At 64.6% G+C, this 26,950-nt stretch carries 21 protein-coding genes; 12 read left to right on the top strand and 9 right to left on the bottom strand.

Features of this window, described 5'->3' with window-relative positions; genetic code table 11:
- Positions 1 to 54: 54 nt before the first annotated feature.
- From ACQY39_RS14305 to orn, 3 genes are all read right to left on the bottom strand, one after another.
- Entirely contained in the window at positions 55 to 2,724 is a 2,670-nt protein-coding gene (locus ACQY39_RS14305; protein ID WP_428507298.1) for an SNF2-related protein, read from the bottom strand.
- A 338-nt stretch (positions 2,725 to 3,062) separates the two neighbouring features.
- Positions 3,063 to 4,883, bottom strand: coding sequence for a chorismate-binding protein (locus ACQY39_RS14300; protein WP_428507296.1), 1,821 nt, complete (start codon positions 4,881 to 4,883; stop codon positions 3,063 to 3,065).
- A 47-nt stretch (positions 4,884 to 4,930) separates the two neighbouring features.
- The gene (gene orn / locus ACQY39_RS14295) at positions 4,931 to 5,521 is read right to left on the bottom strand and encodes an oligoribonuclease (RefSeq protein ID WP_428507294.1); all 591 of its coding nucleotides are present in this window, start codon (positions 5,519 to 5,521) and stop codon (positions 4,931 to 4,933) included.
- A gap of 59 nt (positions 5,522 to 5,580) precedes the next feature.
- Here orn and ACQY39_RS14290 point away from each other — a divergent pair, with 59 nt between their 5' ends.
- Both ACQY39_RS14290 and rsgA read left to right on the top strand, forming a co-directional pair.
- Entirely contained in the window at positions 5,581 to 6,906 is a 1,326-nt protein-coding gene (locus ACQY39_RS14290; RefSeq protein ID WP_428507292.1) for a M48 family metallopeptidase, read from the top strand.
- Positions 6,903 to 7,814 (top strand): ribosome small subunit-dependent GTPase A, encoded by a 912-nt coding sequence (gene rsgA, locus ACQY39_RS14285; RefSeq protein WP_428507290.1) that lies wholly within the window; start codon positions 6,903 to 6,905, stop codon positions 7,812 to 7,814. The genes ACQY39_RS14290 and rsgA overlap by 4 nt, the downstream gene beginning before the upstream one ends.
- Before the next feature lie 399 nt (positions 7,815 to 8,213).
- On the opposite strand, the gene ACQY39_RS14280 is transcribed toward rsgA, so the two are convergent.
- Complete coding sequence (locus ACQY39_RS14280; RefSeq protein ID WP_428507288.1) at positions 8,214 to 8,492, bottom strand: hypothetical protein; 279 nt, start codon at positions 8,490 to 8,492, stop codon at positions 8,214 to 8,216.
- 64 nt (positions 8,493 to 8,556) lie between these two features.
- Positions 8,557 to 9,354 carry an SDR family oxidoreductase gene (locus ACQY39_RS14275; RefSeq protein WP_428507286.1) on the bottom strand — a complete coding sequence of 266 codons (798 nt, stop codon included), beginning with the start codon at positions 9,352 to 9,354 and terminating at the stop codon, positions 8,557 to 8,559.
- 132 nt (positions 9,355 to 9,486) lie between these two features.
- On the opposite strand from ACQY39_RS14275, the gene ACQY39_RS14270 reads away from it, so the two are divergent.
- Positions 9,487 to 10,041 (top strand): response regulator, encoded by a 555-nt coding sequence (locus ACQY39_RS14270; protein WP_428507284.1) that lies wholly within the window; start codon positions 9,487 to 9,489, stop codon positions 10,039 to 10,041.
- On the opposite strand, the gene ACQY39_RS14265 is transcribed toward ACQY39_RS14270, so the two are convergent.
- From ACQY39_RS14265 to ACQY39_RS14255, 3 genes are all read right to left on the bottom strand, one after another.
- Entirely contained in the window at positions 10,013 to 12,070 is a 2,058-nt protein-coding gene (locus ACQY39_RS14265) for a M3 family metallopeptidase (RefSeq protein WP_428507282.1), read from the bottom strand. The two genes, ACQY39_RS14270 and ACQY39_RS14265, sit on opposite strands and share 29 nt — an antisense overlap.
- 98 nt (positions 12,071 to 12,168) lie before the next feature.
- Complete coding sequence (locus tag ACQY39_RS14260; RefSeq protein WP_428507280.1) at positions 12,169 to 12,840, bottom strand: hypothetical protein; 672 nt, start codon at positions 12,838 to 12,840, stop codon at positions 12,169 to 12,171.
- Between the two features lie 162 nt (positions 12,841 to 13,002).
- Positions 13,003 to 13,275, bottom strand: a complete 273-nt coding sequence (locus tag ACQY39_RS14255; RefSeq protein ID WP_263517458.1) for a hypothetical protein — start codon at positions 13,273 to 13,275, stop codon at positions 13,003 to 13,005.
- A gap of 127 nt (positions 13,276 to 13,402) precedes the next feature.
- On the opposite strand from ACQY39_RS14255, the gene ACQY39_RS14250 reads away from it, so the two are divergent.
- The 6 genes from ACQY39_RS14250 to ACQY39_RS14225 all read left to right on the top strand — a co-directional run bounded on the left by ACQY39_RS14250 (position 13,403) and on the right by ACQY39_RS14225 (position 21,534).
- Positions 13,403 to 13,960 (top strand): YaeQ family protein, encoded by a 558-nt coding sequence (locus tag ACQY39_RS14250; RefSeq protein ID WP_428507278.1) that lies wholly within the window; start codon positions 13,403 to 13,405, stop codon positions 13,958 to 13,960.
- Positions 13,961 to 14,152: 192 nt separating this feature from the next.
- Positions 14,153 to 16,294, top strand: a complete 2,142-nt coding sequence (locus tag ACQY39_RS14245; protein ID WP_428507276.1) for a prolyl oligopeptidase family serine peptidase — start codon at positions 14,153 to 14,155, stop codon at positions 16,292 to 16,294.
- 4 nt (positions 16,295 to 16,298) lie between these two features.
- Complete coding sequence (locus tag ACQY39_RS14240) at positions 16,299 to 17,174, top strand: DUF924 family protein (protein ID WP_428507274.1); 876 nt, start codon at positions 16,299 to 16,301, stop codon at positions 17,172 to 17,174.
- Between the two features lie 159 nt (positions 17,175 to 17,333).
- Positions 17,334 to 18,683 carry an argininosuccinate synthase gene (argG, locus tag ACQY39_RS14235; RefSeq protein ID WP_428507272.1) on the top strand — a complete coding sequence of 450 codons (1,350 nt, stop codon included), beginning with the start codon at positions 17,334 to 17,336 and terminating at the stop codon, positions 18,681 to 18,683.
- 101 nt (positions 18,684 to 18,784) lie between these two features.
- On the top strand, positions 18,785 to 19,234 hold the full coding sequence (locus ACQY39_RS14230) for a molybdopterin-dependent oxidoreductase (protein WP_428507270.1): 450 nt from the start codon (positions 18,785 to 18,787) through the stop codon (positions 19,232 to 19,234).
- Positions 19,231 to 21,534 (top strand): ATP-binding protein, encoded by a 2,304-nt coding sequence (locus ACQY39_RS14225; RefSeq protein ID WP_428507268.1) that lies wholly within the window; start codon positions 19,231 to 19,233, stop codon positions 21,532 to 21,534. The genes ACQY39_RS14230 and ACQY39_RS14225 overlap by 4 nt, the downstream gene beginning before the upstream one ends.
- A gap of 9 nt (positions 21,535 to 21,543) precedes the next feature.
- On the opposite strand, the gene murB is transcribed toward ACQY39_RS14225, so the two are convergent.
- A complete protein-coding gene (murB, locus tag ACQY39_RS14220) occupies positions 21,544 to 22,572 on the bottom strand; it encodes a UDP-N-acetylmuramate dehydrogenase (RefSeq protein ID WP_428510817.1) in 1,029 nt (342 codons plus the stop codon).
- A gap of 113 nt (positions 22,573 to 22,685) precedes the next feature.
- Here murB and ACQY39_RS14215 point away from each other — a divergent pair, with 113 nt between their 5' ends.
- The 3 genes from ACQY39_RS14215 to prsT all read left to right on the top strand — a co-directional run bounded on the left by ACQY39_RS14215 (position 22,686) and on the right by prsT (position 26,814).
- On the top strand, positions 22,686 to 23,180 hold the full coding sequence (locus tag ACQY39_RS14215; RefSeq protein ID WP_263517464.1) for a YajQ family cyclic di-GMP-binding protein: 495 nt from the start codon (positions 22,686 to 22,688) through the stop codon (positions 23,178 to 23,180).
- The gene (locus tag ACQY39_RS14210; RefSeq protein WP_428507266.1) at positions 23,173 to 23,829 is read left to right on the top strand and encodes a retropepsin-like aspartic protease family protein; all 657 of its coding nucleotides are present in this window, start codon (positions 23,173 to 23,175) and stop codon (positions 23,827 to 23,829) included. Before ACQY39_RS14215 ends, ACQY39_RS14210 begins: the two co-directional genes overlap by 8 nt.
- Positions 23,830 to 23,958: 129 nt before the next feature.
- The gene (gene prsT / locus ACQY39_RS14205) at positions 23,959 to 26,814 is read left to right on the top strand and encodes an XrtA/PEP-CTERM system TPR-repeat protein PrsT (protein ID WP_428507264.1); all 2,856 of its coding nucleotides are present in this window, start codon (positions 23,959 to 23,961) and stop codon (positions 26,812 to 26,814) included.
- Positions 26,815 to 26,950 lie beyond the last annotated feature (136 nt).

The following is a 26,950-nucleotide window of genomic DNA, read 5'->3' as shown; positions in this document are numbered from 1 at the left end:
GGCGTGTGGAATTCACGCCCGCTGCTGCTACCCGGAGGCTGAAGCCAAGCCGGATCAGTCGGCCGGCCACAAGGCCAGGAGATCAACCAGGGCCTGCATGAAGGCAGCCAAGGCCTGACCCTGAAGCACCTGCAGGCCAACATCACCATCCAGGCTGCAAGCGGGCAAGGCTTCACTGCCGTCCTGGAGCTGCAGCAAGGCAGACTCGAAGCCACCTTGCGCTTGCAACTGCACCAGCGGCAAGCCGCGTGCATCGTCATCGGCCACGCTGGCCAGGCGCTGCTCCAGCACGTCCTCGCCCCAGGCCAGCTCGAGGTTGAGCAGGCCGCAACGCGGCAGCTGCAGATCCAAACCTTGGGCGGCCGCGTCGCTGCACAGCAGCACGGTCGCACGCGTCTCGTTGCGCCAGCGCTCGGCCAGCGCACGTCGCTGGGCCAGCGGCTGTGCCGCCTGGATTTGCACACAGGCAATGCCGGCCGACTGGAGCACCGGCTGCAGCAAGTTCAAGGCATCGTCCCATTGGCTGCACACGCGCAAGCGTTCCAGCGCCCTGCCCTGCAGCTCGCGCGCCACAGCCGCCACGGCGATCAGCTTGGGTGCATCGCTGAGGCGCCCAGCATCGGCCTGCCCGGCCAAGAGCTGCGGGCTGATGGCCAGACGGCGCAGGTCTTGCAGCAAACGCAGCAGTTGCAGCTGCTCGGCGCCCGAGACAAAGCCGCTGCGCTGCCAACGGCTGACACTGCGACGCAGCTCATTCTGCAGCGGCGCCTGCAAGGCCAGCTGCGCTTCGCTCAAGGGCAGCGCCCGCAGTTGAACCAGGGCCAAAGGCAGATTGGGCAGGAGCTCGGACTTGGCGCGGCTGAACACCAGGCGCTCCAGCGTCTCGTCGACAACACCCAGGGCCATGAAGCCCGAGACGCGGCCCGCGGCATCGCGGTGCACATGCTCGGCCAGGAAGTCCGCCAGAGCGCCTTGGCGGTGGCAATCCAGCATCTCGACCAGGGGCAACAAGATTTGCGGCTGGGCATTGAGCAGCTGGCTGCTCAGCATCAACACAAAACCGCCGCGATCCAACTGCTGCAAGCGCGCCAGCGTGGCCGCATCCAGGCGCTGGGCCTCGTCAATGATGATGAGCTCGGGCGCGTAGGCCTGCAGCAGAGTCAGGTCCTGCTGCAAGGTGTTGAGCGCAGCGATCTTGATCTCACCGGCCGCATCCAATTGCTCGCGACGCGTCGACGCGTCACCCCAGATCAAGCCGGCACGGCGTGCGCTCAGGCTCTGGGTCTCACTGAGCCAACGGGTCTGCGAAGACTCGGCGCACAGCACCAGCACCCGCTCGACACCGAAATGGCGCAGCATCAACTCCGCGGCGCCCAAGGCTTGCGCGTACAGGCCCAAGCCCAGGTCATCAGCCACCAGACTGCGGCCGGCGCAGACCGCAAACAAGGCAGCCTCCAACTGGTAATGCGGCAAGGGCAGCTTGAGCAAATTGCGCAGGCCCGGGCTGTCAAACAGCTGCGGGTAGGCTTCACCCAGCAGTCGCACGCGCTCGGCGGCGTCGCCGGCCAAAGCCAGCTGTTCCCACACGGCCGCATCCACGCGCAGCTCATGGCCCAGCTCCGCCGCATGCTGCAGCAACTGGGTCAAGACCTGAACGCCCTGGCGCTTGCCTTGCTGGATGGCACGCAGGCCAAGCTGCACCTCGTCTGCCAGCTCCGCCGGGCAAGCCGGCGACTGGCGCCACAAGAGCTGACGACGCGCACCGCCGCTCAGCCCCAGTTCGCTGTACTCGGCCTGCCAGCCCGCAGCCAGATCGGCGCGCAACTGATTCAGCAGGAACTGGCTGTGTTCGCAGCTGCCGTTCTCGCTCAAGGCGAAGGCCTGGCAGCTGCACAGCACATCACGCGGACGCGGACCGCGCAACTGCAAGCTCCAGGGCTCGCCGCCCTCGATAGGGGTGACCAGGTAACGACCAAACAACGCTGTATCCTGAGCTTGCAAGGTGAAGCGAACCGGCGCGGGCGGAGGGACGGGAGCGGGCTTGGCTGCAGGCTTGGGGGCCGGCGCTGGCGCAGGGGCCGCCACAAGCGGGGCGGCAACAGCCGCCGTCGCGGGTGCGAGCTTTGGCAGTTTGCCGGGCTTGCCCTTCTTCTTGCTGGCCGTGGCCGGCACCTCAGGCACTGCAAGCTCCTCAGCCGCCGCGGCCTTGGCCTTTGTCGAGCGAGCTGCCGGGCTGCGCACTTCCTTGACGACGGGCTTGGCAGCCTCCGCCACTGGCGTCTTCGCAGCAAGCTTTTTCTTGGGCTCGCTCAGCACGACTGGCTCTGCCGGCGCGGGCATCGCCGCGGCTGGGGCATCGGACGGTTTCTTCTTGGCTGAAGCCTTTGCAGCAACTTTGGGGGCGGCCTTTTCCGAAGACTTTGCAGCGGACTTGGCCACTGGCTTGGCAGCAACTTGGACCGGCGCTACCACTTGCGGAAGCTCCGCAGCCTTGCCGACCGCCCGGGTCGACTTGGCGGCCGGCCCCGCTTTCTTGGCGGCTGCCGGCGCTGGCAGCTCCGCCACGACTTCGGCTTTCACCTTGGACTTGGGCTTGGCCTCGACTCGGGCCGGCTTCTTCGCTGCGGCCTTCTTGGCTGCAGCGGGAGCGGGCAACGATGCCGCTGCGGGCTTGGCTGTTGCAGCGGCCTTCTTGGCCGCTGCCTTCACCGGGGCTGCTTTCACGGCTGCTTTGGGCGCAGCCTTTGGTGCTGCCTTCACTGCCACCTTGGCTGAAGGCTTCGCTGCCGTCTTCACGGGCGCCTTTGCCGCAGTTTTTGCCGCAGTTTTTGCAGCTGCCTTTACGGCGACTTTTGCCGCCACAGCAGTCGGCGCCTTCTTGGCCACGACCTTGCTTGGCTTCTCGGTTGCAGTTTTGACGGCGGCCGGAGCCGCGCTCTTGGACTTGGTTTTTGCAGGCGCCTTGAGTGCGACGGGAGCAGCTTCGGCCGCAGCGCGCGGTTTGGATTTGGTAGCCATGGGAGATTGTTTGGTTTCGCGAAAGACGAGGCGGGGCTCTGGTCTCAGAGCAGCGCTTCGTCTGGGTTCAGCAAGCGGGCAGGACACCAGCCACGCAAGCTGTTGAAAAAGGCAAGGGCTTGGGCGCGTTGCAGATCGCTCTTCATCAGCCGCGCTTCACGCAGCCGCCCTTCTTGCAGCAGTTGTTCTCGGTAAACACCGGGCAGCAGCCCGGCTTGCAGGCCTGGCGTCAGCCACTGCCCCTCAATTTGTACGGCGATATTGCCAAAGCTGCACTCGGTCAGTTCACCGGCCGGGTTCCACAGCAAGACATCGAAAGCCTCGGCAGGCTTGCTCGCGACGAAGGCCCCATAGATCTCGCGCCGCGTGGTCTTGTGCTGGATGAACTCGGCCGCCGCCCCTTGCGAAGCGATGGCCCGTGCAGCCAGCGCGAGTATCACGCAATTTGGTGTCGGCTCCAGCGGCGTGGCCCGCAATTGCAGGCCCTGTTGCGCGCAAAAGCTCAGGCGCACACGCCAATCGCCCACCGCATGATCGACCGCCAACCGCTGCAAGGCGGCGCGAACTTCGGGCAGCCGGGGTTTGAGCCCGAAGTGCTGGCAGCTGCGTTGCAGACGGCTCAGGTGGCCGCTCAAGCGTACGAACTCTCCATCGGACAAACGCAGTGTTTCCAGCGCAGCCACGGGCGCCTGCGCGCGCAAAAGAAAGCGTGCCTTGGCCCGCCACTCGGCCACTTCCGCGCCCGCCTCGGAATCGAGTGTGATGGCGCTGCCCACACCGGCCTGCAGCTCCAGCCCGCCCACCTGCTCGACGGTCCGGATCGGCACATTGAAGGTCGCCACGCCACCGGGCTGCAGCAGACCCAGGGCACCGCAGTACCAGCCGCGCGCCTGCCCTTCCAGCTCGGCAATGATTTCCATGGCCCGGATCTTGGGGGCGCCGGTGACCGAGCCGCAAGGGAACAGAGCCGCGAACAACTCCGACAGGCGCAGGCGCGGCCGGCTGACCGCCGTGATGGTCGAGGTCATCTGCCAGACCGTCGGCAAGGCCAGCAACTCGAACAAACGCGGCACGCGCACACTGCCCAGCTGGGCGACCCGGCCGATGTCATTGCGCAGCAGGTCGACGATCATCAGGTTCTCGGCCCGCTCCTTCTCGCTGGTGCGCAGATGGGCCTGCGCCGCCTCGTCTTCGGCCGCGTCGCGGCCGCGCGCGGCCGTGCCCTTCATGGGCTGGGCCGCCAGCAACCAACTGCTCTGGGCGTCTGGCACCGGGCGCCAATCGAAGAACAGCTCGGGAGAGACGCTGGCCACCTGAGCCTCGCGCAAAAACAGCGAAAAACCGCCGGGCTGGCTGCGGTGCAAGGCCAGGAAGAACTGGGCCAGATCCACCTCAGCGCTCAAGCGGGAACCCAGGCGCGTGGTCAGATTGACTTGGTAGCAGTCACCGCTGCGAATCCATTCGCGGATGCGCTCGATCTGCCCGGCCTCGTCCGCTTCGTCCTGCGCGTCCAGCCAGTCAGCCGTCAGCAGGCCGGGCGAAGCTGCAAGAGCGGGCCACTCGGAAGGCGTGCAGTCATAGACTGCAAACTCGGCCAAAGGGCCACTGCCCGCTTGGGCACACAAGGCCGGGTCCAGCGCGACGGCCGCCTCGTAGCGCAAACCTCCCAGCACCCAGGCGCCGGCCCGGCTGGCCTCATGGGCGGCATCGAGTACGGCGACCACCTCTTCAGGGCGGTGCGCGCGCAGCCAGCGCGAGGGTGGCTGATAGAACGCCCCGCGCACCCGCTCGCCGTCTTCCCGGGCCAGCGGATGGCGGGGAAAATCAAAAGCCGCCCACAGTTCGGCGGCAGCCGGCTCAGCCACAGGCAGTCACCCTCGCCGAAAACGCTGACAAGGTCACGGTGACAGGTTCACAGCGACAGAAAGTGCTCGCGGTAATAAGCGAGCTCGTCGATGGACTCGTGAATGTCGGCCATGGCGGTGTGCGCCTGGGCCTTCTTGAAGCCATCCAAGATGGCCGGCTTCCAGCGCCGCGCCAGTTCCTTGAGTGTGGAGACATCGAGGTTGCGGTAGTGGAAGAACGCTTCCAGCTTGGGCATGTAGTTGGCCAGGAAACGGCGGTCCTGGCAGATGCTGTTGCCGCACATCGGCGATTTGCCGGCGGGCACATATTGCTTGAGGAAGGCGATGGTTTGGGCGACGGCCTCATCCTCGCTGATGGTCGAGGCCTTGACTCGGTCGATCAAGCCGCTGCGACCATGGGTGCCCTTGTTCCAGGCATCCATCTTGTCCAGGGTTTCGTCACTCTGGTGAATGGCGAAAACCGGGCCTTCGACGCGCACATTGAGCTGCGCATCGGTGACCACCACCGCGATCTCGATGATGCGGTCGGTCTCGGGGTAGAGGCCGGTCATTTCCAAATCGATCCAGATCAGGTTCTGGTCGTTGACGGGCAGCACGGGTGCGGCATCGGCCGGCACGGATGGGGTCAGGTCGCTCATGGGCAGGGCTTTCTATGCAATCAGTGCGCCGCATTGTCGCAGCCCTACACTTGCCACCCATGTTTGCAAGCCTATCCCCGACCCTCCACCCCACCGTGCTGAGCTTAGCCTTCGCCCTGGCCCTGCTGCTGTCCCTGGGCCTGAAGCTCTGGCTGAGCAGCCGCCAGGTGCGCCATGTCATGCAGCACCGCGACGCCGTGCCGCCCGCTTTTGCCGCCACCGTGCCACTGGCCGCCCATCAGAAAGCGGCCGATTACACTGTGGCGCGCAGCCGCTTCGGCCTGCTCAGCCTGGCCTTCGACAGCGCCCTGCTGCTCGGTTGGACCCTGCTCGGCGGCCTGGATCTGCTCAACCATTGGGTGCATGCCGCAACGGCTGAACGCTTCGGCCCCATGGGCTACCAGCTGAGCCTGCTGGTAGCCTTCACTTTGGCGGGCAGCCTGCTAGACCTACCCTGGGAGCTGTACAACACCTTCCGCATCGAGCAGCGCTTCGGCTTCAACCGCATGACGCTCAAGCTCTATGTGGCCGATGCGCTCAAGGGCGCCCTGGTCGGCGCCCTGATCGGCCTGCCGATTGCGGCCCTGATTCTGTGGCTGATGGGCACGGCCGGCCAGGCCTGGTGGCTCTGGGCCTGGGGCAGCTGGATGGGTTTCAACCTGCTGATCCTGGTGCTCTACCCGACCGTGATCGCACCGCTGTTCAACAAATTCACGCCCCTGCCGGACGAAGCTCTGAAGGCGCGCGTCGAAGGCTTGATGCAGCGCTGCGGCTTCGCCTCGCAAGGCCTGTTCGTGATGGACGGCAGCCGCCGCTCGGCCCATGGCAATGCTTATTTCACCGGCTTCGGCCCGGCCAAGCGGGTGGTGTTCTTCGACACCTTGCTGCAGCGCCTCAATGGCAGCGAGGTCGAGGCGGTGCTGGCCCATGAGCTGGGCCACTTCAAGCACCGCCATGTGCTCAAACGCATGCTGACGATGTTCGCGCTCAGCCTGGCCGGTTTCGCCCTGTTGGGCTGGCTGTCCAGCCAGGCGGGCTTCTACATCGCCTTCAATGTGCAGCCCAATATGGCGGCGCCCAACGATGCCCTGGCTCTGCTGCTCTTCATGCTGGTCGTGCCGGTCTTCGCTTTCTTTTTTACACCGCTGGGCAGCCTGATGTCACGCCGCGACGAGTTCCAGGCCGATGCCTACGCATGCGCCCATGCCAGCGGCTCGGAGCTGTCCTCGGCCCTGCTCAAGCTCCATGAAGACAATGCCGGCACCTTGACGCCAGATCCGGTCTACGCGGCGTTCTACTATTCGCACCCACCGGCCAGCGAACGCTTGGCGGCCATTGCGCAGCACCCTTCTTCCGCCGCAGGTCTGCAGGGCGCCGCGTCGTGAGCGGCAAGTTTTCGCAGCTGGACTTGGGCCTGGTGGTGCGCGGCCACGGCCGCCACTACATCGTCGAAGACGCCGAAGGGCAGCGCCGGGTCTGCCACCCGCGCGGCAAGAAAAGCGACTGCGTGGTCGGTGACCAGGTGCGCTGGGCGCCCTCGGGTTCAGACGAAGGCGTGATCGAGGCGGTGGAGCCGCGCCGCAATCTGCTGTTCCGCCAGGACGAGTGGAAGACCAAGAGCTTTGCTTCGAACCTCGACCAGCTGCTGATCCTGGTGGCGGTGGAGCCTGTGTTCAGCGAAAGCCAGCTCTGCCGCGCCATGATTGCGGCCGAAAGCGCCGGCATCGCCACCACCATCGCCCTGAACAAGACCGACCTGCCCGGCACGGCCCATGCCCGTGAACGCCTGGCCCCCTATCGCGCCATGGGCATGCCCATGATGGAGCTGGCCATGAAGGCCGACCCCGAAGATGCGCGCGCACAGCTGACGCCCTGGCTCAGCGGCAAGCGCAGCTTTGTACTGGGCCCCAGCGGCACGGGCAAGAGCACGCTGATCAACCTCCTGATTCCTGACGCCAAGGCCCAAGTCGGTGATATCTCGGTCGCGCTGAACTCGGGCCGGCATACGACCACGACGACGCAGTGGTACTGGGTCGACGCCGCACGTGAGAGCGCCTTGATCGACTCACCCGGCTTCCAAGAATTCGGACTGCACCAGATCGACCCGGCCACCCTGGCACGTTTGATGCCCGACATGAGCGCCCACGCCGACCACTGCCGTTTCTACAACTGCAGCCACCAGCACGAACCCGGCTGCGGCGTGCGCGACGCCGTGGCCGCCGGCCAGATCAGCGCTTCACGCTACCGCATTTACGGTGAGATCCTGGCTGAACTGTCTAACAAGCGCTACTGAATCTGCAGCTGGCTGAACTTGAGCGATGGCAGATCCCGGCACGAAGCAGTCGCTCTGATTGGGCTGTTGCCAAGGGTCGCCGGGCGAGTGCTTCCGCTCATGTCCCCCGGCCCGCGCTAGGCGCGGACCTCCTCCTTTACTTCGCTTCAGCACTCACCCGACACCCCTTGTCAGTTCAACCGGTCGGCGTTCTTGTCGAAGGGGCAAGGCCGTGCTGGATTGGGTCGGCTGGGTGCTTCGCGAAGTGAAGTTAAGGAGGAGGCCCCAGCCTCAGGCTGGGGCCGGGGGACATGAACGGAGCGGAGTGCCCAGTCGACCCGATCACCGCCGGACGCAACGGCTGCTTTGTGCCGCTTGCAGTCAATTCCGCGCCTACCTCCACCTACGTCGCGCCATGGCTCAAGGCAGGCGCGGGCTCCCAGGGCTGACCTCACGGGCCTCGACATCGACCACCTCGCCCATGGGTTGGCTGGTGCGACGGGCAGCAAAACCAGGTCGCGCCTGGCGGGCGCGATGGAAGCGCCCCATGTCAATAACCGGCTTGCGGCCGCGCAAGAGACTCCAGATCAACAGGCCGATCACGGTCAGCACCGCCACCGCCATCAGGCTCAGCACCAGCACGACAGTGGCCACAGCCAGGACCAGGCGGAAGATCAGGGAAATGAGGGCGGAGAACAAGGTCAGACCTTCGTGGTGATTGAAACGGCGAAACGAAATTCAGATCGGGGCATTGAAGCGCAATTCAACCCCGGCCGACAAAAGGCATGGTCGTGGCCATGACGGTCAAGCTTTGCACATTGGCCGACAAGGGCAAGCTGGCCATATAAAGCACGGCACTGGCGACATGGGCGACATCCATGGTCGCCTCCACGGCCACAGCGCCATGAGCCTGCGGCACCCCGCGGGTCATGGGAAGCGCCATCTCGGTCAGGGCGTTGCCAATGTCGATCTGGCCGCAGGCGATGTCAAAAGCCCGGCCATCCAGGGACAAGGACTTGGTCAAGCCGGTGATGGCATGCTTGCTCGCGGTGTACGGAGCCGAGTTGGGGCGCGGCGCATGGGCGGAAATCGAGCCGTTGTTGATGATGCGGCCGCCTCGCGGTTGTTGCTGCTTCATCATACGGACGGCAGCCTGGGCGCACAGAAAAGCGCCACTGACATTGACATCGAGCACCGCACGCCATTGTTCAAAGCTCAACTCATCGATGGGCAGCGCGGCGGCACTGACCCCGGCGTTGTTGAACAGCAGATCGAGCCGGCCCCAATGCTGGCCCAGTCGCTCAAAGGCGGCAGCGACCTCGGCCGGCTGGGTGACATCCGCCACCAGCAGCAGGCAGCTCTGGCCGCCCCCGCCGGCCAGACTCGCGGTCTGCTCCAGCGTCTCCAGGCGCCGACCCAGCAAGCCAACCCGGTAGCCGGCCGCCAACAAGGCCAACGCCACGGCCCGGCCAATGCCCGAGCCTGCACCGGTGACCAGGGCAACCGGGTACGTTTCAGCGGGCGCAGCCGAGCTGCTGCTTTCAGAAGTACCAAGATTCATGGCAGTGGAATTCAAGGTTATGGAACGAAGGCCCGCGGGCCTGTCAAGCCTTGTCGCGGAGCGTGGCAGCATTTCAACATGCGCGACGCTTGTCGCAGAGGCTGTCACAGAGGCGCCGTAGACTGTAACGATATGTTCTCGCTCTCCAGTCAGAGCCCGGAATTCCTCAGCGGAATCCACGCGGCCCCCAAGCAAGTGCACAGCCACCGGCAGGGCAACGCCGATGCCCGGCTGGCTCGGCCTGACTCAGAGCTGAAAAGACCCGAGACCCAAGCCCGCCTCCTTTACATTGAAGACAACCTCGTCAATCAGCTGCTGGTCGAGGAACTGACCGCCATGCGCCCTGCCTGGCGCCTGGAGTTGGCCTGCGACGGCACCCAGGGCCTGAATCGGGCAGCCAGCTATTTGCCGGATCTGATCCTCTTGGACCTGGAGTTGCCGGACATGAACGGCTTCCAGGTGTTGCAGGCCTTGCGCGCATCGGCCGCCACAGCCCACATCCCCTGCATTGCGCTCTCGGCCAACGCCATGCCGGAAGACCTGCGCCGCGCCAAGGCCGCCGGTTTTTCCGACTACTGGACCAAGCCGGTGGATTTCAAAGCCTTCCACGCCGGCCTGGACCAGTTCCTGGCCGAACTGGCCCGGCGGGCCGATTGCATCAAGCCGGCAGCAAGCCCCGGCTCTTGAGCATGGGCTGAACCACCGGGTCGCGGCCGCGGAAGGCGCGGAAAGCCGCACCCGGCTCCTGGCTGTTGCCGCTGGAAAGAATGCTTTGGCGCAGGCGCTCGGCGGTGGCCGCATCGAAGGCGCTGCCGGCTTCGACAAAGGCCTCGTAACCGTCGCAGTCCAGCACTTCCGCCCACATATAGACGTAGTAGCCGGCGGCATAGCTGGCACCCGAGAACAGATGCTGGAAATGCGTCAGCCGGTGGTTCAAGCCGACGGCAGCCGGCAGCCCGTAAGCGGCCAAGCACTCGGCTTCAAAAGCCACCACATCCGGCCCCTCCGAATCGCTGCGCGAATGCACGGCCAGGTCGACCAAGGCGCTGGCCGTGTAGCGCACGGTCTCATAGCCCTGATTGAACAGCTCGGCCGCTTTGAGCTTGGCCAGCAGGCTGTCGGGAATGGGCTCGCCGCTTTGGTAATGGCGGGCATGCTTCTTCAGCACCTCGGGCTCGCTCATCCAGTGTTCGAAGATTTGGGAGGGGAGCTCCACGAAATCGCGCAGCACCTGGGTGCCAGACAGGCGCTCGAACTCCACCTCGGACAGCAGGCCGTGCAAGCCATGGCCGAACTCATGGAACAGGGTGCGGGCGTCATCGAAGCTCAAGAGCGTGGGCTCACCCGGCGCGCCCTTGGCGAAGTTGTTGTTGTTCAGGATGATGGGCACGCAGTCCATGCCATTGCGCGCCTGCCAGCGCATGGCGTTCATCCAGGCGCCGCTGCGCTTGGTGCTGCGGGCGAAGTTGTCATGCAGGAAGACACCACGCAGGCTGTCGTCGGCATTGCGGACCTCGTAGACCTGCACATCGGCGTGGTAACCGGCCACCTCAGGGCGATGCACGAAGCGCAGTCCGAACAGACGTTGGGCGCAATCGAACAAGGCTTGAACCATGGCATCGAGCGGGAAGTATGGCTTGACCTCCGCTTCTTCCAAGTCATAGCGCGCCTTGCGCACCTTCTCGGCGTAGAAGCGCCAATCCCAGGCCTCCAGCGGGAAGTGGTGATCCTGCGTGGCCATCATGCCCTCCAGGGCCTGGCGCTCACCCTCGGCGGCCGCCTTGGCCGGCTCCCAGACCTGGTTGAGCAGGCCCAGCACCGCCTCGCGCGAACCGGCCATGGTGTCGGCCAGGGCGAAGTCGGCGTAGCAGGCATGGCCATGCAAACGCGCCTGCTCCTGGCGCAGGCTCAAGATCTCCTGCGCAATCGCGCGGTTGTCGCTCGGGCCGGCGTTCTCGCCGCGGCCCACCCAGGCACGCCAGGCTTGCTCACGCAGATCGCGCCGCTCGCTGAAGGTCAGGAAGGGCACGATGTGGGAGCGCGACAAGGTGATCACATGAACGCCCGCCTCCAGTCCGCGCTCGGCCGCAGCCTGGGCCGCCGCTGCACGCACAAAGCCGGGCAAGCCGGCCAGTTCGTCCTCGCTGCGCAGCTCCAGGCGGAAGCCGGTTTCGTCGGCCAGCACGTTCTGGCCGAATTGGGTGTTGAGTTCGGCCAGGCGCTCCATGACCTGGGCATAACGCGCTTGCGCGGCGGGTTCCAGCTGCGCGCCAGCGCGCACGAAATCCAGATGCACACGCTCCAGCAAGCGCAGCGGCTCGGCAGCCAGGCCCAATGCGCTTCGCTGCTCGTAGATCGCATGCACGCGCTGAAACAGGCCGGCATGCATGTAAACCGCATTGCTGTGCGCCGCCAGCGGCGCCGCCAGAGCGCGCTGCACCGCCTGGATCTCAGGGGAAGAGGCCGACGCCGCCAGGGAATAGAAGAGATGCTCCAGTCGGGTCAACAGGCGGCCGCTGCGGTCGAAGGCGGCCAGTGTGTTGGCGAAAGTGGGCGCCTCGGCTTGCCCAGCAATGGCATCCAGCTCACTGCGGTGCTGCGCCAAGGCCCGCTCGAAGGCGGGCTGAAAATGAGCCGCTTCGATGGCCGCAAAGGGCGGCAAACCAAAGGGGCCTGTCCAGTCTTGCAAAAGGGGATTGGTGGGCGTCGAGGACACAGGAAACTCCACAAAGCAAACTAAAAGACAAAGAAAAAGGCGCCAAGCCGGTGAGCCTGGCGCCTCATGCGCAGCGCGAAAAACTCAGCGGGCAGGCATCACTTGCCGGCAGCCGCACGCTCTTTCTTGATGGCTTTTTCGTCTTCTTCGTCGTACTGCTTGTTGCCGCATTCCTGCTTCCAGGTGTCGACCTTGTCCAGATGGTTTTCCTGGCGCTCTTCCAGGGCCTTGAAGCTGACATTCAAGGCATCGACCTTGGTGCCGAAGGCCTTGCGGGCTTCGTTGCTCTTGGCGTTGTTCTCGTTGATGCTGTTCACGCGAGTGTCAAAGGCCTTGGCGCGCTCCTGGTAGGCCTTGTTGCGGGCAGCCAGAACTTCCGGGTCGGGACGTGGATCCTTGTTTTCGGCGTAGGCCTTGATGTTCTCGAACTCTTTCAAGATGCCTTCACGCTCGGCCTTCATCTCGGCCAGCGCCACACCGGCAGCCTCGTCGGCCTTTTGCAGGGCATCGCGCTCGGCCTTGAGGGCGCTGGCGGTGTCCTTGTAGCTGTTCTGATCGGCCTTGACGGCTTCGGCTTCAATGCCATTGGCCTCGCTCATTTCGATGCAGTTGCGCAGCTGATCGCGGCTCAGCAACTTGGCCTTGGGCTTTTCCACGACGGGCTTGCCGACCTTGTTGTTCTTGGGGTCGACCTTGGCGCCGGGGTTGACGGTCTGAGCAAACGCGGGCATCAGGGCCGCAGCGGCCAAGGAGATGAGGAGACGTTTCATGGCAATGACTCTTTTTCGATGACGGGACTGCCGCCCGGGGCTCGCTGGCAGCGACATCCGGGCGCATGCAAAAAAAGCTGTGGTGCGCAGGTTTGAGCCGGCGCACAACGGCGGCCATCATGCCATGGCTGAAGCGGCATGAGGGCTGGCGTCTTCCCGGCCTCAGGCCAGGGATTTCTGCAGCAGCTCTGCCACCAGACCGTTGATGCCGCCAGCGTGCGTGGCCGCGCGCTCGCGCAGCTGCTGGGTCAGCTCGGCCGGCAGCTTGCAGGCAAAGGGCACGAGACCGGCGGCCGCGTCGAGCCGGCGTTGCTCCTTGCGGTCCGGCAGCTGAGCCGCCTGCTTGCCAAAGCGACCGGGGATGGCCGCGCCACGCATCTGGCTGTCGAGTTTGATGCCGGCAAGGCGGTCGAGGTCGGTCTTCTTCATGCTCATCGGAGGGGCGCCGGCAAAGGCTTTGGGGGAAACAAGGATCTGATTGTCCCCTACGTTGATAATCCGGCGCCGGCTCGCACCGAGCCCGCACCGTCCAGCCGCAAGAATCCGAGAGTAGCCACGCCCTATGGCCATCAAAGCCACCATCCACAAAGCCCAGTTGCAAATCGCTGACATGGACCGCCATGTCTACGGCGAGCACAACCTGACCATCGCGCGCCAGCCCTCGGAGACGGACGAACGCATGATGATCCGCATCCTGGCTTTCGCCCTGAACGTGCCCGCCGACGAGCTGCGCGGCAAGCTGGAGCTGAGCAAGGGCCTGGCCGACGCCGAGGAACCCGAGCTCTGGCAGCGCGACCTGACCGGCGACATCCTGCACTGGATCGACCTCGGCCAGCCCGATGACCGCCGCTTGCTCAAGGCCCATGGTCGCTCGGAGCGGGTATCGGTCTATGGCTATGCCTACAGCACGCCGATCTGGTGGGCGGGCATCGAAGCCAAGCTGCAGCGCTGCCCGCGCCTGGCCGTCTGGCAGATCCCGGCAGAGCAGTCACAGGCCCTGGCCGCCCTGGCGCAACGCAGCATGCAGCTGCAGGTCACGGTTCAGGATGGTGGCATTTATGTATCCACCGCGGATACCTCGGTAGAGATCAACCCGGTGGCACTCAAAACGCCGGCCTGAGCCCAGAGGGTGAGAACTTTTGTAGCGAGCGGCAGTCAAACTAGGCGGGCGGAGCGCAGGAACCGGAACGTACGCTATGTACGTGAGGATTCCGAGCATTCGGCCAACGACGTATGGCGGCCGCGCAGTAAAAAGTTCTCACCCTCTCAGACGCCACGCCTGTTCTGACGCATGAATACCAGGATGCCTTGTATGCCCTCGATGAGCCGGATTTCCTTCAGCGCCTGCGCGCTGGCCTTCACCGCACTGATGAGCACAAGCCCGATGAGCCTCGCACAGCCTTCCACCGATGCGCCTAACGCCGACTCCCGCCAGTGGCTGGAAGAGGTGCAAGGCGAGCGCGCTCTGGCCTGGGTCAAGGAACGCAACCAGCTCACCCTGGGCGAGCTGCAAGCCCGACCCGAGTACCCGGGCCTGCGCCGCGAGATGCTGGACCTGCTCAACGCCAGCGACCGCATCCCGCAGATCAGCCGCAAGGGGGCCTGGGTTTACAACCTTTGGCAAGACCAGAACCACAAGCGAGGCCTGTGGCGCCGCAGCAGCCTGGCCGAGTACAAAAAAGCCAGCCCCGCCTGGCAAACCGTGCTGGACCTGGACGCGCTCGGCGCCGCTGAGGGCGAGAGCTGGGTGTTTGCCGGCGCCCATTGCCTGGCCCCCGAGTACCGGCGCTGCCTGGTCTCGCTCTCGCGCGGCGGCTCGGACGCCCATGTGGTGCGCGAGTTCGATACCGTCAGCAAGCAGTTCGTCGCAGGCGGTTTCGTCCTGCCCGAAGCCAAGAGCGAGGTCAGCTGGATCGATGCCGATCACATCTATGTGGCCAGCGATTTCGGTCCCGGCACGCTGACCGATTCGGGCTACCCGCGAGTGATCAAGCGCTGGCAGCGCGGCACGCCGCTGGCCCAGGCCCGCACGGTGTTCGAGGGCCAGGCTCAGGACGTGGCCGTGTCGGTGATGGTGGACCGGACGCCCGGCCATGAGCGCACCGTGTTCAGCCGCGCGCTGGATTTCTACAACCAGCGCTATTTCCTGCTGCAAGGGGCCAAGCTCCAGGCCCTGGACCTGCCCACCGACCTGCAGCTGAGCTTCTGGGGCGCCCGCGTGCTGCTGCAGCCGCGCAAGGACTGGCGCGTCGCCGGCGTGCGCCACGCTGCCGGCAGCTTGCTGAGCGCACCGGCAGCCGCCTTCATCCGCGGCGAGCGCAAGTTCAGCACCTTGTTCAAGCCCAGCGCCACCCGCTCGCTGGACAGCTTCATCACCACCCGCCAGCACCTGGTCCTCAATATCAACGACCAGGTGGCGAGCAAGCTCGAAGAATGGAGCTTTGCGCCCGGCCGCCCGGCCCGCCACCGCCAGATCCAGGCGCCCTTCCCCGGCACCCTGCATCTGCAAGCCCTGCACGACAGCGAGCTGGCCCAGGACGAGCTGGCCGAGCACTACCTGGTCAATTACGCGGACTTCCTGACCCCCGACAGCCTCTTCCTCGCCCGCGCCGGCAGCGACGCGCGCGAGCTGCTCAAGGCGCGTGAAGCCAAGTTCGAGGCCCGCGGCATCAAGGCCGAGCAGCATTTCGCCACCAGCAAGGACGGCACCCGCGTGCCCTACTTCTTGGTGCGCCCGGAAGGCGCGGCCCTAGATGGCCAGAACCCCACCTTGCTTTACGGCTACGGCGGCTTTGAGGCCTCCATGCAGCCCTTTTACTCGGGCGGTTTCGGCCGCGCCTGGTACAGCCGCGGCGGCGTGTTCGTGCTGGCCAATATCCGCGGCGGCGGCGAGTTTGGCCCGGCCTGGCACCAGTCCGCCGTCAAGGCCAACAAGCAGCGCAGCTACGACGACTTCATCGCCGTGGCCGAGGACCTGATTGCCCGCAAGATCAGCTCGCCCAGGCATCTGGGCATCATGGGCGGCAGCAACGGCGGCCTGCTGGTCGGCGCTACATTCGTGCAGCGCCCCGATCTGTTCAATGCCGTGGTCTGCCAAGTGCCGCTGCTGGACATGCGCCGCTACCACCAGCTGCTGGCCGGTGCCTCCTGGATGGCCGAGTACGGCGACCCGGACCGCGCCGAGGAGTGGAGCTTCATCTCCAAGTACAGCCCCTACCAGAACGTCAAGCCCGGCGTGAAATACCCCAAGGTGCTGTTCACCACCTCAACCCGCGACGACCGCGTCCACCCCGGCCATGCCCGCAAGATGGCGGCGCTGATGCTGGAACAAGGCCACCCGCTGTACTACTTCGAGAACACCGAGGGCGGCCACGGCGGCGCGGCTGACAACGAGCAGCGCGCCACGCTGCAAGCGCTGGAGTACAGCTACCTCTGGCAACAACTGGGACGCTGAAGTCATGAGTACCCTCGACATCCAACACCACAGCGAGAGCGGCGCCGGCGGCGCGATTCAAGGCCGTTTTTGGGCCCTGGTCGACGGCCATCAAATCGAGCTGGACTACCAACTCAGCGGCCGCGATCTGGTCTTCACCCACACCGGAACGGCGCCAGCCCTGCAAGGCCGTGGCCTGGCCGGCAAACTGGTGGCGCACGGCTTGCGCTGGGCTGCGGGCCTTGGTCTGCCCCTGCTGCCCGGCTGCAGCTATGTCGAGGCCTATCTGCAGCGCCACCCGCAGTGGCAGCGCTTGCGTCTGCCGGCGGATGCCCAGGCCGTGCTCAACTACTGGTTCGGCACGCTGGGCAGCGCAGAGGATGGCCAGGTGCGCCCGCTCTGGTTCACCAAGAGCGCGGCCACCGATGCAGAGATCCGCAGCCGCTTTGGCGCCTTGGTCGAACAGGCTTTGCAGCAAGGTCTGAGCGATTGGGGCGATAGCGCGCAAGCGCGACTGGCTCGAATCCTGCTGCTGGACCAGTTCACCCGCAACATCTTCCGTGACAGCGCTCGAGCCTTTGCAGGCGACCCACTGGCGCTGCAGCTGGCTCTGAGCCTGATGGACCAACCCGAGGCCCGTGAGCTCTCCGCCTTGCAGCGCTGGTTCATGCTCATGCCGCTGGAACATGCCGAAGACCTGACCTTGCAGAACCGCTGCGTGCGGGCTTTCGAAGCTTTGGCCGCTGAAGACCCACGCTTGGCCGGCGCAGCCGATTACGCGCACCGCCACCAGCAGGTGATCGCTCAATACGGCCGATTCCCCCACCGAAATGCCCTGCTGGGCCGGGCCTCCACCGAGGCCGAACAGCAGTACCTCGCCCAACCCGGCGCCGGCTTCTGAACCCGCAAGGCGGCGCTCGCTGTCAGCCCGGCGCGACGATGCGCCGGGCCGCTCGTGAAAATTGACAGAAAATGCGACGCGTCCGCCCTTTGTTGTCCACCTGCTGAGCCTGGCTCCCGAACGTTTCGCTCGAACCCACTCAGCCCCCTCGAGTTCCACATGTCCAGCATTCTTCAGAACATCCCCGTCGGCCAGAAGGTCGGTATCGCTTTCTCCGGTGGCCTGGACACCAGCGCCGCCCTGCACTGGATGCGCAACAAGGGCGCCATCCCCTACGCCTACACCGCCAATCTGGGCCAGCCCGACGAGCCGGACTACGACGAGATCCCGCGCAAAGCCATGCAGTACGGTGCCGAGAAGGCCGTGCTGGTGGACTGCCGCGCCCAGCTGGTGCACGAAGGCATTGCCGCCCTGCAGGCCGGCGCCTTCCACATCAGCACCGCCGGTGTGACCTACTTCAACACCACGCCCATCGGCCGCGCCGTGACCGGCACCATGCTGGTGGCGGCCATGAAGGAAGACGACGTCAACATCTGGGGTGACGGTTCGACCTTCAAAGGCAATGACATCGAGCGCTTTTACCGCTACGGCCTGCTGACCAACCCGGCGTTGAAGATCTACAAGCCCTGGCTGGACCAGGCCTTCATCGACGAGCTGGGCGGCCGCGCCGAGATGTCCGCCTTCATGAGCAAGGCCGGTTTCGGCTACAAGATGTCGGCCGAGAAGGCCTACTCCACCGACTCCAACCTGCTGGGCGCCACCCACGAGGCCAAGGACCTGGAGCACCTGAACAGCGGCATCAAGATCGTCAACCCCATCATGGGCGTGGCCTTCTGGCGCGATGACGTGGTGGTCAAGGCCGAGGAAGTCACCGTGCGCTTTGAAGAAGGCATGCCGGTGGCGCTGAACGGCGTCGAGTACAGCGACCCGGTGGCCCTGCTGCTGGAAGCCAACCGCATCGGCGGCCGCCACGGCCTGGGCATGAGCGACCAGATCGAGAACCGCATCATCGAAGCCAAGAGCCGCGGCATCTACGAAGCCCCGGGCCTGGCCCTTCTGCACATCGCCTACGAGCGCCTGGTCACCGGCATCCACAACGAAGACACCATCGAGCAGTACCGCATGAACGGCCTCAAGCTCGGCCGTCTGCTTTACCAAGGCCGCTGGTTCGACCCGCAAGCCATCATGCTGCGCGAAACCGCCCAGCGCTGGGTGGCCCGCGCCGTGACCGGCGAGGTGGCGATCGAGCTGCGCCGTGGCAATGACTATTCGCTGCTGGATACCCGCAGCCCCAACCTGACCTACAAGCCCGAGCGCCTGTCCATGGAGAAGGTCGAGGACGCGCCCTTCTCGCCGCAAGACCGCATCGGCCAACTGACCATGCGCAATCTGGACATCGTCGACACGCGCGCCAAGCTGATGACCTACACCCAGGCCGGCCTGCTGACCGCGGGCCAGAGCGGCAGTTTGCTCCAGCTCGCCAACGACAAGAGCGACGAAGCGCGCTGACCCTCAGCCACCGCACGACCATGAAGCTCCGCTGTGCAGGGGCCAGACGCCGGGCCTGGCTAGCTTGGCTGTTCTTGGCTGCCGCCGGAACCCGGCCCGCCATGGCCCAGGACGCCGCCGCTGCGGCCGCGCGTGGGCCTGTGGTCCTGACCGTCAGCGGCAAGCTCGCAGGTGGGCAGGACCAGGTGGTCCAGTTTGATCTGGCCCAGCTCAGCGCCCTGCCCCAGCACAGCATCCACACGCAGACTCCCTGGTACCCCGGCCCGCGCACCTTCAGCGGCCCCTTGCTGCGGGATGTTCTGAGCCGCGCCGGCGCCCAAGGCCAGGTCGTGCATGCGCGCGCTGTCAATGACTACAAGGTCAGCATTCCGGTCAGTGACGCCGAACGCTTCAAGCCAGTGCTGGCTTTGCAGATCGACGGCAAGCCCATCGCCTTGCGCGACAAGGGCCCCATCTTCATCGTCTACCCCTATGACCATGACCCACAGCTACGCAGCACCATCTACTACAGCCGCTCGATCTGGCAGCTGAAGGCGCTGGAGGTCCGGTGAGCGGCACCGTACAGCTTCAGGCCGGCGGCCATCTGCGCCGCTGGCGAGCACTGTTGCTGCTCATGGCCGGCATGCTGGTGCTGGCACTGGCAGCGGTGGGCTTTCTGCAGATCCGGCAGTACCAGTTGCTCAATGCCACACGCAGCTACCAGGACGACTACATGATCTGGAGCCTGTTCCAGTTCGAGGTGGAATCGCTGCGCCTGCGCTTGGCTTTGGATGAGGCCACGCATGCGGCCGGCAGCGTGGACGTCGAACAGATTGAGCAGCGCTATGAGATCTTCGTCAGCCGACTCGGCCTGATCGAAGGTGAGCATGCCACCCTGGTGCTGCGCGAACACCCCGACTATCTCCAGACCCTGGACCGCAGCAAGCGCTTCGTGGCCTGGGCCGATGCCCTGCCCTTGAAAGCCGAATGGCTGCGCCAGCAAACCCAGCCGGGGCACAGTGGCGCGCAACTGCAGTCGGCCTTGCAGCAGTTGGAAGGCTTGTCCAGCTCGGTGCGCGAGCTCTCGTTGACCGCCTCACACCATGTCGCCGAGCAGGTCGACGAGCGCAACCGGCTGGTGCGCGAACAAGCCCGCATGAGCTTGTGGCTGACCGTGCTGCTGTGCGCCCTGACGCTCAGCTTCGCCACCCTGGTACTGCGCCAATTCCGTCGACTCAAACAGTACGGCCAGGAGCAGCATGATCTGGCCGAACGCCTGCAGCAGGCCCAGACCGAAGCCGAAGCGGGCAGCCGGGCCAAGAGCGTGTTCCTGGCCAATATGAGCCATGAACTGCGCACGCCCATGCACGGTTTGCTGGGCATGCTGGACCTGCTCCAAGACACCGCGCTGACGCCCTCGCAGAAAAGCCAGCTGCGCGCCGCGCATGACTCCAGCCGCCACCTCCTGAGCGTGCTCAACGACATCCTCGATGTTTCCAAGATGGAGGCCGGCGGAATTCACATCCAGCCCGAACCCGTCTACTTGCCGCGCTTGCTGCAGGAGCTCGACGAACTGAGCCGACCGCAAGCCCTGAGCAAGGCGCTGACCCTGCGCCTGCATGCCGATGACGATGTGCCCGAATGGATCAGCGCAGACCCGACCCGGCTGCGCCAGATCCTGCTCAATTTGCTCGGCAATGCACTCAAGTTTTCCGAGCAGGGTCAGGTCATGCTGCACCTGAGCCGCCAACAGTCTGCCCTGGGTCAGACCCTGCTGCGTTGTGACGTCAGCGACACCGGCCTGGGCATGGACACCGACACCCAAGGCAAGCTGTTCCAGCGCTTCAGCCAAGGCGACAGCACGCGCATGCGGCGCTTCGGCGGCACCGGTCTGGGCCTGGAAATCTCGCGCAATCTGGCGCGCGCCATGGGCGGCGACATATCGGTGGTCAGCAGCCCGGGTCAAGGCTCCACGTTCACGGTCGACTTGCCCTTGTTGAGCTGCGCGGCGCCGCTTGTCAGCCCGCCCCCAGCCAGCGAAGAAACGCCCCGCAACACGCCGCCGCGGCTGCGCATCCTGGTTTCGGAAGACCACGCCACCAATCGCAGCTATCTGCAGGCCGTGCTAGAGCGCCTGGGCCATGCCGCATTTTTCTGCGAAAACGGCCAGGAAGCCTTGCAGGCCCTGGCCCAGCAGGACTTCGACCTGGTGCTGATGGACTTGCACACTCCGGTCATGGATGGCTTTGATGCGGCCCGAGCCATGCGTCGCCTGCCCATGCCCAAATGCCAGGTGCGCATCATTGCGCTGTCGGCCGACGCCTTTGCTGAATCACGCCAGCGCGCCCTGCAAGCCGGCATGGACGAGTTCTTGCCCAAGCCGATCGGCGTGGAGGCGTTGTCCCGAGCCCTGAACCAGCTGGCGACGAAGTTGCGCCCGCTGTCTCGCGAAGTGGCGGAGGTGGCCGCGAACGCGTCAGATTTGGCGCAAGCCGATAGCCAGGTCGCGGAGCCCGGGCTGGACATGAAGGCGCTGGCAGCCTTGCGCGAGATGCTGCCGGCCGCAACCGTGCGTCAGCTCTACAGCAGCTATCTGGACAGTTTGGCAAGCACCGGTGATGCCATTCAGAACAGCCTGCGGGCGCACGATGCTCGCCAACTGAGCGAGGCCGCCCATGGTGTCAAGGGTGCGGCGGCCAACCTGGGCCTGAGCACGGTGGCGCGGGCGGCACAAGCGGTGGAGCTGCGCGTCAAACTCCTGCCGGCCACGCCAAGCGACGCCGACTGGGCCGAGCTCCAGGCGTTGAGCCAGGCCTTGCAGACCGACCTGACCCAAAGCGCAACGCTGTGCCGCCAGCATCAACTGGTCTGAGCGAGGCGATCAGATCAGCACCGGTTCAGGTTCCAGGCGAATGCCAAAGCGGCCGTAGACGCTTTCCTGAATCGCCCGGGCCAGCGTGATCACCTCGGCACCACGCGCCTCACCGCGATTCACCAGGACCAGGGCCTGCTTCTCGTAAACCGCAGCGCCGCCGACGGCCTTGCCCTTCCAGCCGCAGGCGTCAATCATCCAGCCTGCCGCCAGCTTGATGCTGCCGTCGGGCATGGGGTAGTGAACGATGCCAGGGTCGCGGCCGATGATGTCGCGGCATTGCTCGGGGCTGACCACCGGGTTCTTGAAGAAGCTGCCCGCGTTGCCGATGACGGCCGGGTCAGGCAGCTTGGCACGGCGCACCGCGCACACCCAGTCGAAGATCTGCCGGGCACTGGGCTCGCTGATGCCGGTTTCGGCCATCTTGCGCTCCAGCTCCAAATAGCCGAGCACCGGCCGCCAGGGCTTGGGCAGGCGCAGGCGCACCCGGGTGATCACGCATTTGCCCGCCAGACCGCCATCGGTGCTGTGCTTGAAGACGCTGTCCCGGTAGCCCAGCTTGCAGACCTCGGCCGGCAGCAGCACCGGACGGCCTGTGACCAGGTCGACCACCTCGACACTGTCCAGTCGGTCTTTCATCTCCAGGCCGTAGGCGCCGATGTTCTGAACCGGCGCTGCGCCCACGGTGCCAGGGATCAAGGCCAGGTTCTCGAGACCTGGAAAGCCGTGGTCCATCGTCCATTGCACCAGCTCATGCCAGGGCACTCCGGCGCCTGCCTCGATAATCCAGGCGTCCGCTCGCTCTTCCAGCAGGCGCAGGCCAGGAATCTCCATCTTCAGAACCACCGCATCAAGGTCTTTGCTCAGCACCAAATTGCTGCCGCCACCCAGGACAAACTTGGGTGCACGGCCCAATTCCGGGTGATCAAGGACCCGGCGCACATCGGCCGCTTCGCGGATGCGCACCAGTCGGCGTGCCATCGCTGGCAGCGCAAAGGTGTTGTAGGGCTTCAGATTGACCTCGCGCTCCAGGAGCAACGAAGGTGCAGTCAGCTCATTCGGGGGATTTACAGCTTGTTCCGGCATGGCAGAATTTTCCCAGATCAAGGCGGCATCTCCCGCCGTCCAACAGAAATAAGAAACCCAAACCTATGCCCAGCTTTGACACCACCCTTGAAGCCGATATGGTCAAGATCCGCAACGGGGTCGACAACAGCATCAAGGAAATCAGCACCCGCTTCGACTTCAAAGGCACGGCCGCTGAAGTCACGCTGAAGGAAAAGGAAAAGGAAATCCACTCGGTCGGCGAAAGTGACTTCCAACTGGAGCAGATCGAAGCCGTGCTGTATGCCAAGCTGGTCAAGCAAGGCGTGGTGATCAGCTTCCTCGACAAGCAAGACAAAGTCGAGAAGATGGGCGGCGACAAGGTGCGCCAGGTCTACAAGATCAAGAACGGCATCGAGTCCGATCTGGCCAAGAAGATCGTCGCTGCGGTCAAGAACAGCAAGCTCAAGGTGCAAGCCTCCATCCAGGGCGACACCGTGCGGATCACCGGCAAGAACCGCGATGACCTGCAAGTGGCCATCAATATGTTGAAAAAAGAGATGGCCGATGTGCCGCTCGACTACGGCAATTTCCGTGAGTAAGACCCTGCGGTCGGGCCTGATCGTGCTGGCTGCGGTCCTGTGGGGCTCAGCGGCAGTGGCCCAGGTGGTCAGCTTCAACGGCAGCCTGGGCAGCAAGGCGGCCCTGCTCCTGATCGACGGCGAGCCGCGCACCGTGCCCGTGGGCGAACGTGTACGTGGCGTCAAGCTGCTGTCCCTGGACGAATCCCAGGTCGTCGTCGAAATCGCCGGTCGGCGTCAAAGCCTGCTGCTCGGCGCTTCGCCGGGCCGCGTCGGTAACGCCAGCGCAGCCCCCAACACCGGGCGCCAGATCGTTTTGGCATCCGGGCATGGTGGGCACTTCACAACTGGCGGCACCATCAACGGCGGTACTACCCAATTCTTGGTCGACACGGGCGCAACGGCCATCTCCATCAGCCAGGCCGAGGCCGAACGCTTGAATCTGAGATTCCGCGATGGCCGCCGCCTGCAAACCCACACCGCCAACGGCATCGTGCCGGCTCATGCGCTCTACCTCGACACCGTGCGCATTGGCGACGTCGAGGTGCGCAACGTCGAGGCCATCGTGGTTCCAGGCCAGATGAGCCACGTCCTGCTGGGCAACAGCTTCCTGACCCGTTTCCAGATGCGTCGCGACAATGACGTGCTAACGCTGGACTTGCGCTACTGAAGGTCGGGTAGCGCCGCGTTCAGCAGGCGAGCCTGCTTGCCGCAGGAGGCTCGAACCAAGCTGCACAATTGCGCTTCTGCCCGGTATAAATTCCGCCCGCCGCTCTTGGCGCTTGACGATACTTCGCCCATGCGATCAAAACAAACGCCCGCCTCTTCGACTGCGCTCTATGCGAGCTTCTCATCTGCTCCCCGCCTGCTGCGCCCTCTGGTGCTGGGCATGCTCTTGCTGAGCGGCTCAAACTGGAGCTTGGCGGCTGCCGACAAGGCCTCGACGTATTACGAAGACGGCCTGCGGCGCTTCGAACGCGGCGACCTTCCTGGATCCATCATCCAGCTGAAGAACTCCATCCAGGAGGATCAGAAGATGCTGGCGGCCCACCTGCTGCTGGGCAAGGTGCTCTTGGGTCAGGGCGAACTGAAGGCCGCAGAAGCCGCGCTGGAAGAAGCTCTGAAGCAGGGAGTCAGCCGCAGCGAGGTGGCCATTCCCTTGGCGCAGATCTATTTGCTACTGGGCGACCGGAAAAAGCTACTGGATCAAATCAACACCAGCGGCCTACCAACCAACGCACAGGCCGAGGTCCTGACGCTGCGCGGCTCAGCCTACGCCATGTCAGGCAATGTGAGCTTGGCGGCCAGGAGTTTCGCCGATGCCAAGGCTTTGAACCCTCGCTCGGGCAGCCCCTGGACCGCGGAAGCGCCCATGCTGCTGCGCCAAGGTGAGCGCGACAAGGCCAAAGCCTCGGCCATCAAAGGGACAGAACTTTCACCGGGCGAAGCCGGTGCCTGGTACACCCTGGGCACGATTTTGCAGGGTCAGCAAGACTTGAAAGGCGCCCTCGCGGCCCAGGAACGTGCACTCAAGCTGAACCCCAAGCAGGTCGACGCACGAGTTGCACGAGCCTCAATCTTGATCGGCCTGAACCAGGAAGCCGAAGCCAGCAAAGACTTGGCGCAATTGCTGGACTGGGAGCTCGAAGACCCTCGAGCGTCATTTTTGCGCGGTTTTCTGGCCAATCGCAAAGGCGACCTCGCGGCTGCGAAGACCGCCTTTGCCAACGCGGTCGACCTGATTGACGCGATCGCTCCCGAGGTACTGGCGGGCAATGATCCCTTGCTGCTGGCTGGAGCCATGTCTCACCGAGCCCTGGGCAATCCAGAGAAGGCTCGTGGCTATCTTGATCTCCTACTGGGTCTCAACAGCAAGAACTACGCCGCCCAGGTGATGCTGGCATCCATCCTGGTTGACACCCGCGACTACGGCCGGGCCATGATCCTGCTGGAGGGCGCTCAGCGCATCAACCCGGACGACCCGCAGGTGCTGTTCCTGCTGGGCACGGTGAACATGGCTCGCAAACGCTATGTCCAGGCCAGTGAGTTCTTTGAAAAATCGGCCGCGCGCGGCGGTTCGACCTCGGCCATCCGTGAACTGGGTTTCAGTCAACTCAGCCTCGGCCAGGACAAGCTGGGCCTGGCGAACTTGGAAAAAGCCTTCGCCGCCGCACCCGGCGATGGTCGTGCCGGCGTTCAACTGGCCAATGTCTATTTGAGCCAAGGCCAAACGGCCAAAGCCTTGCAGACCGCGCTTGCCATCGTCAAACGGGAGCCCGACAACCTGACCATGCTCAACTTCCTGGGCAATATCAAGGGCCGTTCCGGCGACAAAAAGGGCGCACGCGAGGCCTTTCAGCAGTTGCTGCAGAAGGATCCGAATTTCCGGCCCGCCGCGATCAATTTATCTTGGCTGGACATGGAGGAAAGCAAGTTCGATCCCGCTCGCAAACGCCTGGAAAAGTTGCTGGAAGGCGGCAACAAGGACGACACCGAACTGCTCTACCAACTGGCAATTCTCGAACTGCGCGCCAAACGCCCCAATGAGGCCATTGTTCATCTGAAGCAGGCTCACGAAGTACAACGCGTCGACGCGCGTCCTGGCCTGATGCTGGTCGACCTCTATATGGAGCAGCGCCAGGTGGACCAGGCTCTGCCCCTGGCCAAGGCTTTGGCTGCGAACTATTCCAGCAAGTTGCCCGCCCTGCTGGCCTTGGGCCGCGTCTATCTGGCCATGAACGATGGCGCGAACGCTCGCCAGGTTTTCCAGGAAGCCACCCGAGTGGCTGACTTTGACGCCCCGCAGCAGGTGCAGATTGGTCGCATGCAATTGGCAGCCGGCAATATCGATGGCGCCAGTTACAACGTGCAAAAGGCCCTGCAGTCCCAGACCGGAGATCTCGGCGCCCTGCTGCTCCAAGTCGAGGTGGAAGCCCGCCGCGGTGACCCAGCCAAGGTCGATGCCGCGCTCAAAACCTTGAACAGCACCCACCCTGGCAAGGTACAAGTTGCGTTGGTCGGCGCTCATGTGGCCATGTCACGCGGCCAATTTGCTGCGGCCCAGTCCGGCTACCGCACCGTCTTTGAAAAAGAGCCCAGTACGCCCAACGCCATCCTGCTGGCCCGAGCCCTGGTTGCCGCCGGCGAACTGGACAAGGCCTTGGCAATGCTGGAAGCCTGGGCCAAAAAATCACCAAGCGACATCACTGCCCTCAAAGCCGTGGCAGGCGTGCAAATGCAGGCTGGCCGAAATGAGGCGGCCAAGAAAAACTACCAACAGATTCTGGCTCTGCAACCCGCCGACATCGGGATGCAGCTGAACTATGCCCAGCTGCTGCAGCGCATGGGCGATGCAGGCGCTGTCGCTGTCGCAGAAAAAGCCCTGAAACAAGCCCCAGGAAATGCCGATGCAGCTGACACCTTGGGCTGGATCCTCGTCCAGCGCGGCAATATCGAAGGCGGATTGCGCCATTTGCGTGAGGCTCGACTTCGCAGCCCCAACAACGGCGAAATCCGCTACCACTTGGCGTTTGCCTTGGCAAAATTGAACCGCAAAGCGGAGGCAAAGGAAGAGCTGAACGCAGCGCTCAACAGCCAGCCCAAGCTGCCGATGACTCAGGACCTGAATCGCCTGAAAATCGAATTGGGCTTGTAATCAATACTTTGATTTTTTCGTGACGAAAATATGGCGGAGTCAGTTAAAAGAAATCCGCTGAATGGCCCATGCGAATATTCACGTTCACGGTGAATTCAACCGAGACTTTACTCACGCCCCTTGAAATCGGGGGTTC

Origin of the sequence: Roseateles sp. (assembly GCF_965262435.1) — a bacterium.
Taxonomy (GTDB): domain Bacteria; phylum Pseudomonadota; class Gammaproteobacteria; order Burkholderiales; family Burkholderiaceae_C; genus Paucibacter_A.
Note: the sequence above shows the minus strand (reverse complement) of the source record. Positions and strands in the feature narration are given on the sequence as shown.